Raw genomic sequence first — 8837 nt, forward strand, 5'->3', positions numbered from 1 at the left:
TTTCCGAAGCAAACAGGCAGACAGCCTGTTCCAGAAAGGTATAGAAACTTTCCTCAGCCGGAAAATCGCCCGCATTGCCTGGAATACCAGACCAGTACAGCACCGGAGTATCTATCGTGTTGTAATGGGGTACGCATCCCATCAGGGCAAGCTGGCTGCCGGTATCGTTCTTGATACGCCTGAGCTCTTCCTCGTCTTCCGCCCAGGCCAGCACGTTACAGTGGCACCGTACTGGAACAAGCCCTTTCGTATGCGCTTCGTCCAGATACATTTCTGCCCATTCATAGTTCACGGCATTGCTGCGGCTGTATTTCGACAGGGACAGCATATTGCGTGAAGTCTTTTCCATGCGTTGCAGGATTTCCTGCGCGTCATCGATAAACACGTACTGCGAATAGACATGGTTGCATGAAAGCAGAAGTCCTACCGGAGCCGCAAACGAAAGACGGCAGTCGCTACGGTCCGTGGACAAGCGCTCATAGCGCATGTCCGTGCCCACACTGCCTGGAAGGTCTTCCGTATCGGAAAGCACATGCAGGCAAAGACGTTTGTCACCGATGCGCATACGTTCCGGATCAAGACAGATGTCCTGTAACACGGGGTGCGTGTCCTCCATACCGAGAGTCAGGTATCTTTCAATCAGACCGGGACATTCTTCCGTTCCGACCACCTCTTCCGTTCTGAGACGCTTCATCCTGACATGCCCCGAATCGTTCATGATACGCTCGAACTGCTCCACCGCTTCCAGAAATTTCACGACCGAATCCCAGTCCGTGATTTCCTTGGGAAGGATATAGCCACGGCACAGGGTACTGAAATCACTGCGACGGCGGGCACGTTCGCGTGTGGTCTTTGTCAGATACAGGAAGCAGCGGTGCCTGAGATACGGGCGTTCGTTGAAATGACGCTCATAGCTGCGGGACAGGAAACTTTCCGTCCCGTCTCCTTCGCTCCGGTAGTTTTCCTTGACGAACCAGTCCTGCTTGTATACGACCGAATAATTGGGAAGCACCTTCATGGCCTTTACCCAGGTACCGTGAATGGCTTCATATTCCGCCGCCGTCACCGTGTACAGTTCAGGCAGCTCGACCTCGAAGGCTACCGTAATGTCCGCATCCTTGCTTACGATGCAGTTGTTTTCCACGGCCAGAATCGGAAATCTGTCTTCCAGATCACAGGCCTTCAATACACTTCTCATTTCTTTCTCTTCTTTTTGGTTAATGCTCTGAATATTCTGCGACGGGCTGACAGATAGCGCGGATGGCGTTTCTCGGCCAGCATCTTCATCAGCCCGTGCTCACCGTAGCGGGCATTCATGCGGAAGGTCAGCCATACGGCCAGGGTACCGGATACTGCTCCGAAAGACAGGCATACCAGCTGGCTGACACCGGCCATATACAGGACAACCACCGCAAGAAAGACCGATACAAGACCTCCGGCAAAAAAGAACAGGTACTGTGATTTCAAGCCCTTGAACTCAATCGGACGGCCTGCTCCTTTGTTGATACGGTAATCCATGGCTTACAGGAAGAAGGAACGGAGAATGGTGGCGGCCACAATCAGGAAGATGCAGGCGAAGAACCAGCTTGCCGCAGTCTTGGACGTATCCGGGTCGCCGCTGCTGAACTTGCCATACGTCTTGATACCGCCGACCAGACCGAGTACGGCTCCGATGGCATAACACAATTTGGTGGCCGGATCGAAATACGAGGTCATAAGGCTGGTAGCCTCATTGATGCCGGCAAGACCCTGTCCCTGTGCAAAGGCACCTGCCGCTGCCAGCACACACAATACTGAAAATAGGATTCTTCTCTTCATTGTCGAATCATTTTGGGGTTTGACATAAATGTTGAATTCGACTGCAAATATATAAGGCTTAAACTGCTGTGATACAACACCATCATCAGGTGTCACCAGATGTCATCAGATGTCATTCAGGAAGCCTTACAGACATAAAAAAAGCATCCCGAAAAGATTTCCGGGATGCCTGAATATATCGGTGTCAGATATATTTCCGCCAGTTGTCAGACGGTTCATTCCCATCCTTTACTTTAAACGGTTTGGGATTGCCGTCCTCGTCAAGATACCTGTCTATCAGTTCCTCTACAATCGCGGAATTCTCCATATTGGAAAGGAACACATCAATCAGGCTGGTCTGCCTGATGGAGAACAGGACACGGGCTGCCTGCATGGCCTTCTCATGGTCGGCTTCATCCTGATGTGTCAGATATTCGCCGAGTACTTCCATGTCCCTGCTGGACAGAACAGGTGATACGGATTCCACTTCGGGAGACTCCGCATCAAGGTCTTCCTGGACTTCCTGCAGGAGTTTCATCTTATCCAGCTGAAGGTTGCATTCCACATCTTCCTGCTGCACATCTTCCTCCTCACCGATAAAATTCCTTTCAAGTGGCTGGCTCATGAAGGGAGCGGCAGTCTTTCCGGCATTCTCGTCCAGATAGACATAACGGGTACTTCCCATCACTTCTGCATCTGAAACCGCAGATTCCGTTACGACAGTTTCTTTCTTTTCCTTCTTCACGCAAGGTTTCCCATAAAGCAGGGTACAAACAGTTTCGATACGCCTTCTCCAGCCATACACACTGTACAGCAAATAGCCTATACAGACAATCCGTACACAGAAGTATATCAGTTCTTCCATAAAGAATCCTTATAGAGAAAACATTCAAGTTCATTCTTCAGCAATTCTCCGTGGCGTTTCAAGTGTTCCTCCACGATATTGCTCACATAGACTGAAACACTCATGCCGGGAGCCATAAACGGAATAAGGCGGCTTGCCTTGTTGTACAAACCGCAACGGATACGAATCTGGCGTCCTTTCCCGACTGGAGCATCGTTCAGATACACACGGTTATATTCGGGAAAGCTGTTCGCTATTCCTATTTTCTCATTCAACTCTCTGACCTGTCTTTTCAGTGAACAAATCTTATTGGACAGTACATAAACGCAACATAACAGCAGGCCGCAAACCAATACGGCAACAGTCAATACAATCCACATCATTTTCAGAATGTTTTTGGGGTTTTTCGGCGAAACAGCTCGCCAAGCTCTTCACTGTAAGTCTCAAGATGGTGTGCCAGCACATTATCCAAAAAAGCGGGCACACTCATGTCATCACTCAGAAGGGGAAGGATACGGGCCAGCCTGCAATACATGTCATAGCTGATATAGGTCTGCTTTCTGTGTACGGACTTCTTTCTGTCCAGAAACAGTTCCTTGTACATTTCCACCTTCTCTTCCAGTCCGGGATCGGCGCGAATCGTCTTGCGGGACTTTTCCTGTCCCTGTGTCTTTACTTCCGGCACATTTTTTCCCTTTTCTGTGACAGGAAGAACATTCTCGCCGACATCTGTTCCAGATTTACCACAGGAAATGGATTCACTGGCCATCATGTCCTTCAAGGCATCCTCATCCACCTTGAATATCTCTCTTTTCTTTGCCATAGTTTTTATCCCGGAAATATGATACGTTCCATCTCCTGGGCAAAAGCCTCAAGACGGCTGTCTTTCAGTAGTGATTCGGAAGGAGGAAGAAGGGTGCAGCGGAAATGCTGCCTGGAAGAAGGTGTCATTTCCTTGTTGAAGCGTTCAAGATCCGGAAGTACGGTTTCAAAGACCTTCAACCCCATACGGAGCACTATTGCATTATACATTACATACAGTTCTTTTGAAGTACGGCTGTCCATACGGTTCCAGAATAAACGTATGTCCTTCAGGGGAGCTTCCGGATGCTGTCCGATAAAATCCTGAACGGTCGATACAAAGGAAAGGCTGCTCTGCATGACCATACGGTCTTTTACAATGGGAGTGAAAATGAAATCCATGTTCATGACGGACTCAAATACACCACGGGAGTTCACCGTTCCGGGAAGATCGAAGAATATCAGGTCATAGTCGTCTTCCAGTTTGCCGGGAATCTCTGCAGCTGCCTCCGGAGTAGAAGTAACGATCGGATAGGCCTTACGGGAACCGTCTTCAAACTGACGGCAGAAAAGTCGCTGGTGATACTCGCTTTTTTCAAGGTTCTTCAAATCCCTTCCCCTTAGTTTTTCCAGACTGAACTGGGGATAGTCACAGTCAACGACAGCAACTTTCAGACCTTTCACATAATTAAAATAACTGGCAAGAACCGCTGTTACCGTGGACTTGCCCACACCGCCTTTCTGATTGCTGAAGGCGACAAGAATCGGACGTTTGTTCATACCTTTTGTTTTTGGGGTTAATATTCACTTTTTTCTTTCACTAATCCAACAATGGCATTACGCTATTGTGATACCGGCATAACCGTTTAAGGACATGCTGCAATAATCCTGTACATATATACATTGTAATGTTATTGCACTATTATGTTGCCATATTATTATGTCCTTATGTTATTGCACTATTATGTTACCATGTTATTGTGTCCTTATGTTATTGCACTATTATGTTGCCATGTTATTATGTCCTTATGTTATTGCACTATTATGTTGCCATGTTATTGTATCCTTATATTATTGCAATATTATGTTGTTATGTTATTGTGTCCTTATGTTATTACACTATTATGTTGTTATGTTATTGTGTCCTTATGTTATTATGTCCTTGATGTTATTGCACTATTATGTTATTGCAATATTGCACGCTTAAACCGCGTCAAAAATAAGGTCTTTCAGGCATACAGGTAATATGTAACCGGCACCATGACATCAGATGTCATCAGATGTCGTTATATGTCATACAATCCACTATTTCACAACTGTTTACCCGGCCATAATTTTGCAAAGTCAGAACCAATGGATGGCTTGGAACATCTTCCGACGGACAGCAGCACGCCGCTCACGTCGCGCAGCAATCCGCCGGAGGTGGATTCTCTGTTCAAACGAACAGAGCAAGTTGTGTTTTTGTACGACAGAAATTATTCTGCCATACAAAAACCAACTTGCCCTCCCTAACGGTCGGGGGATTTTCCTCCAAAGTCGGAAAATCTGACGGAGAAAGCAAAACAACCCAAAAGCAGAAAAGCATGGAGAAAAAACAGGCAAGAAGGACAGGCAGAAAACCGAAGACTGATCCGGCGGACTACAAGTACAGTTTCCGTCTGAACGCACAGGAGAAAAGCAGATTTGAGAAACTGTTTCTGGAATCCGGAGCAAGGGATAGGACAATCTTTATCAAGAAATCAATCTTTTCAGAACAACTGAAGGTAATCAAGGTGGACAAGGTTTCCATGGACTATTATATCCGGCTCGGGGAATTTTACAGGCAGTTTCAGGCAATAGGCAACAATTACAATCAGGTCGTAAGGGCCGTACAGAAAAATTTCGGGGACAAAAGGGCGATGTCCCTACTTTACAAACTTGAAAAGGCTACCCTGGAACTAATATTGCTCAACAAGCAGATTATGGCATTAACCAAAGAATATGAACAGAAATGGTTGCAAAGATAAGTCACGGGACAAGCCTTTACGGAGCGCTGGTCTATAATCATGAAAAGGTATTTCAGGGGACAGCGGAAATCCTGTCCGGACACCGGATGATTTCCGACCGCCCGGGACTGCCGAGCGAGGACATACGTCTGGCTCTCCTTTCATTTGAAAACCATCTGACGGCAAACAGGAGGACGGACAAGCCGGTCCTGCATATCGCCCTCAGTCCGGCACCTGAAGACAGGCTGGACAATGACAAGCTGGCGGAACTGGCAGAAAAATACATGCAGAAAATGGGATATGGTGACCAGCCGTTCATCGTGTACAGACATGGCGATACCTGCAACACGCACGTACATATCGTGAGTGTATGCATTGACGATGAAGGAAGGAAAATCAATGACTCCTATGAACACCGCCGTTCAATGACAGCCTGCCGGGAACTGGAACAGGAATTCGGACTGCGTAACAGTGCGGATACGGAAAGACGGAATCCGAAAGCGGAACTGAAAAAAGTGGATGTCTCACAGGGGGATATACGCCATCAGATTGGAAACACGCTGAAGGCTGTACTGGAAAGCTACCGTTTCCAGACTTTCGGAGAGTATTCCGCACTGCTTTCCACACTGAACATTGAAGCCCGACAGGTACGGGGCGATTACATGGGAACACCCTATACGGGTATCATCTATTCGGCTACAGACGACAGAGGGAAAGTGGTCTGCTCTCCAATAAAAAGTGCAAGGTTCGGCAAGCGTTTCGGAAATACGGGACTGTCCGAACTTATGTTACGGCATACACAGGACTTCAAGGAAGGCAGATGGGCTCCTGCCATATCCGGCAAGGTCGTATGGGCCATGCGTAACGCAAAATCGGAACAGGAATTCAGGGAACTGCTGAAACAGGAGCACATTGATGTGGTATTCCGAAGGAACAATACCGAACGTATCTATGGCGTCACATTCATAGACCATGAACGACGCGAGGCGTTCAACGGTTCACGTATGGGAAAGGAGTTTTCTGCCAACGTATTCAACGATCTTGTCTGCTGGTGGGAAGGAATACCCTGGCAGGAGAGACAACAGTCCGGTCCGGAGGAACTTTGGAAACGGTACGGCCACCGTATGGAAGAAGGCAGTGCGCTTGAACAGGCGGCAGGCATATTCTCCTTTGAGGCAAATCCGGCAGTCGATTACGAGGAAGAAGCGTTCCGTCGCCGTATGAAACGGAAAAAGAAACCTCATAAACGCAAATCACGCGGTATCTGATCAATCAAAATGACTCAACAACAGGGGGAACAACGGATTCCCCCCACAATCATCTACATCATTATGCAACAGGAAGACGATTTGAGAGCCCTTGCCAAGATTATGGAATTCGGCAGGGCAGTCAGTATTTTTATTCTGGTAGTCCACGTTTATGTGTACTGCTATCCCAGTATGAGTGCCTGGCATCTGAATCTGGATGTCATAGACCGGATACTGATGAACTTTGACAGGACAACCGGTATATTCGGCTGTATCCTTTGGACAAAACTGATGGCAGTTCTTCTGCTGGCCATATCCTGTATGGGTACTATCGGAGTCAAGGGTGAGAAAATAACCTGGCAGCGTATATGGGCGGTACTTACTGCCGGGGCGGTTCTATTTTTCATGAACTGGTGGCTGCTTGACCTGCCTTTTCCACACGAAGCGATTACTGCCCTGTATGTGGTAACACTTGCAGCCGGTTATCTATGCCTGCTCATGGCAGGACTGTGGATCAGCAGGCTTTACAGACATAACCTGATGGAGGATGTGTTCAATATGGAAAACGAATCCTTCATGCAGGAGACAAGGCTGATGGAGAATGAATATTCTGTCAATCTGCCCACCAGATTCCAGTATGGCGGCAAACTCAACGACGGATGGATCAACGTGGTCAATCCTTTCCGTGCGACCATCGTATTGGGAACACCGGGTTCAGGTAAATCCTATGCAGTGGTAAACAACTACATCAAACAGATGATTTCCAAAGGTTTTAGTACCTATATATATGATTATAAATTCGATGATCTTTCTACCATTGCCTACAACACCTTGTTGCACAATATGGACAAATACAAGGTAAAGCCGCATTTTTACGTCATCAATTTTGATGATCCGCACCGTTCACACCGCTGCAATCCCATCAATCCGGAGTTCATGACGGACATCTCTGACGCATACGAAGCAAGCTATACCATTATGCTCAACTTAAACCGCACCTGGATTGAAAAGCAGGGTGATTTCTTTGTAGAGTCTCCGATTATCCTGCTGGCAGCCATTATATGGTATCTCAAAATATTCAAAGGCGGTATCTACTGCACGTTCCCTCATGCCGTGGAACTGCTGAACAAGCCTTACTCAGATTTGTTTACCATATTGACTTCCTATCCGGAACTGGAGAACTACCTTTCTCCTTTCATGGATGCATGGAAAGGCGGGGCACAGGATCAGCTCCAGGGCCAGATAGCTTCAGCGAAAATTCCGCTTACCAGAATGATTTCTCCACAGTTGTACTGGGTCATGACAGGTAATGATTTTTCTCTGGACATTAATAATCCGAAGGAGCCTAAAATCCTTTGTGTAGGCAATAATCCGGACCGACAGAACATCTATTCCGCTGCGCTCGGACTGTATAATTCCAGAATCGTCAAGCTGATAAACAAGAAAGGGCAGCTTAAAAGCACGGTAATCATAGATGAGCTTCCAACCATCTATTTCCGAGGACTGGACAACCTGATTGCAACGGCACGTTCCAACAAAGTGGCAGTCTGTCTGGGATTTCAGGACTTCAGCCAGCTTAACCGTGACTACGGTGAAAAGGAAAGCAAGGTAATTCAAAATACAGTCGGCAACATATTCAGCGGTCAGGTGGTAGGTGAAACGGCCAAGACACTTTCCGAACGTTTCGGAAAGATTTTGCAGAAACGTCAGTCCATATCCATCAACCGTCAGGATGTCTCCACATCGATCAACACCCAGCTGGACTCCCTGATTCCTGCTTCCAAGATTTCCAACCTCTCACAGGGGACGTTTGTCGGTTCCGTGTCGGACAATTTCGGTGAGAAAATCGACCAAAAGATTTTCCATGCGGAAATTATCGTGGACCATGCCAAAGTAAGTGCGGAAGAAAAGGCTTATAAAAAAATCCCGGTTATCAACACGTTCAAGGACAGTGAAGGGAATGACATCATGCTCCAGCAGATACAGCGTAATTATGACCAGATAAAGGCGGATGCCCAGGCTATCATCAACGATGAAATGGAAAAACTGAATATAGATAAAACACAAATTGATTGATTTAAGAAACTTATATCCAATGTCTTTCTCCATATATTGTTTGGATTTTATTTAATTTGGAATTCTAATCATTAAATAAACAATATG

At 46.9% G+C, this 8837-nt stretch carries 10 protein-coding genes; 3 read left to right on the plus strand and 7 right to left on the minus strand.

Annotated elements, in window-relative coordinates:
- The 7 genes from I6E11_RS13625 to I6E11_RS13655 form a co-directional block, all read right to left on the minus strand.
- A partial coding sequence (locus I6E11_RS13625) for a TraG family conjugative transposon ATPase (RefSeq protein ID WP_235338696.1) occupies positions 1–1198 on the minus strand: 1198 nt, incomplete at its 3' end.
- Positions 1195–1518, minus strand: coding sequence for a DUF4133 domain-containing protein (locus tag I6E11_RS13630; RefSeq protein ID WP_005776857.1), 324 nt, complete (start codon positions 1516–1518; stop codon positions 1195–1197). The genes I6E11_RS13630 and I6E11_RS13625, both read right to left, overlap by 4 nt.
- 3 nt (positions 1519–1521) lie before the next feature.
- The gene (locus tag I6E11_RS13635; protein WP_007843736.1) at positions 1522–1818 is read right to left on the minus strand and encodes a DUF4134 domain-containing protein; all 297 of its coding nucleotides are present in this window, start codon (positions 1816–1818) and stop codon (positions 1522–1524) included.
- 184 nt (positions 1819–2002) lie between these two features.
- Positions 2003–2662, minus strand: a complete 660-nt coding sequence (locus I6E11_RS13640) for a DUF4122 family protein (protein WP_235338698.1) — start codon at positions 2660–2662, stop codon at positions 2003–2005.
- A complete protein-coding gene (locus I6E11_RS13645) occupies positions 2650–3024 on the minus strand; it encodes a DUF3408 domain-containing protein (protein ID WP_235302121.1) in 375 nt (124 codons plus the stop codon). The genes I6E11_RS13640 and I6E11_RS13645 overlap by 13 nt, the downstream gene beginning before the upstream one ends.
- 2 nt (positions 3025–3026) lie before the next feature.
- Positions 3027–3464, minus strand: a complete 438-nt coding sequence (locus I6E11_RS13650; protein WP_235338699.1) for a DUF3408 domain-containing protein — start codon at positions 3462–3464, stop codon at positions 3027–3029.
- Between the two features lie 5 nt (positions 3465–3469).
- On the minus strand, positions 3470–4222 hold the full coding sequence (locus I6E11_RS13655) for a ParA family protein (RefSeq protein ID WP_235338700.1): 753 nt from the start codon (positions 4220–4222) through the stop codon (positions 3470–3472).
- 803 nt (positions 4223–5025) lie between these two features.
- Here I6E11_RS13655 and mobA point away from each other — a divergent pair.
- The 3 genes from mobA (at position 5026) to mobC (ending at position 8750) form a co-directional block, all read left to right on the plus strand.
- Entirely contained in the window at positions 5026–5448 is a 423-nt protein-coding gene (gene mobA, locus I6E11_RS13660) for a conjugal transfer protein MobA (RefSeq protein WP_235338701.1), read from the plus strand.
- Positions 5433–6695, plus strand: a complete 1263-nt coding sequence (mobB, locus tag I6E11_RS13665; protein ID WP_032584190.1) for a conjugal transfer protein MobB — start codon at positions 5433–5435, stop codon at positions 6693–6695. Before mobA ends, mobB begins: the two co-directional genes overlap by 16 nt.
- A gap of 63 nt (positions 6696–6758) precedes the next feature.
- On the plus strand, positions 6759–8750 hold the full coding sequence (gene mobC / locus I6E11_RS13670) for a conjugal transfer protein MobC (protein WP_235338702.1): 1992 nt from the start codon (positions 6759–6761) through the stop codon (positions 8748–8750).
- Positions 8751–8837: the final 87 nt, after the last annotated feature.

Origin of the sequence: Bacteroides caecigallinarum, assembly GCF_021531075.1 — a bacterium.
Classification (GTDB): domain Bacteria; phylum Bacteroidota; class Bacteroidia; order Bacteroidales; family Bacteroidaceae; genus Phocaeicola; species Phocaeicola caecigallinarum_B.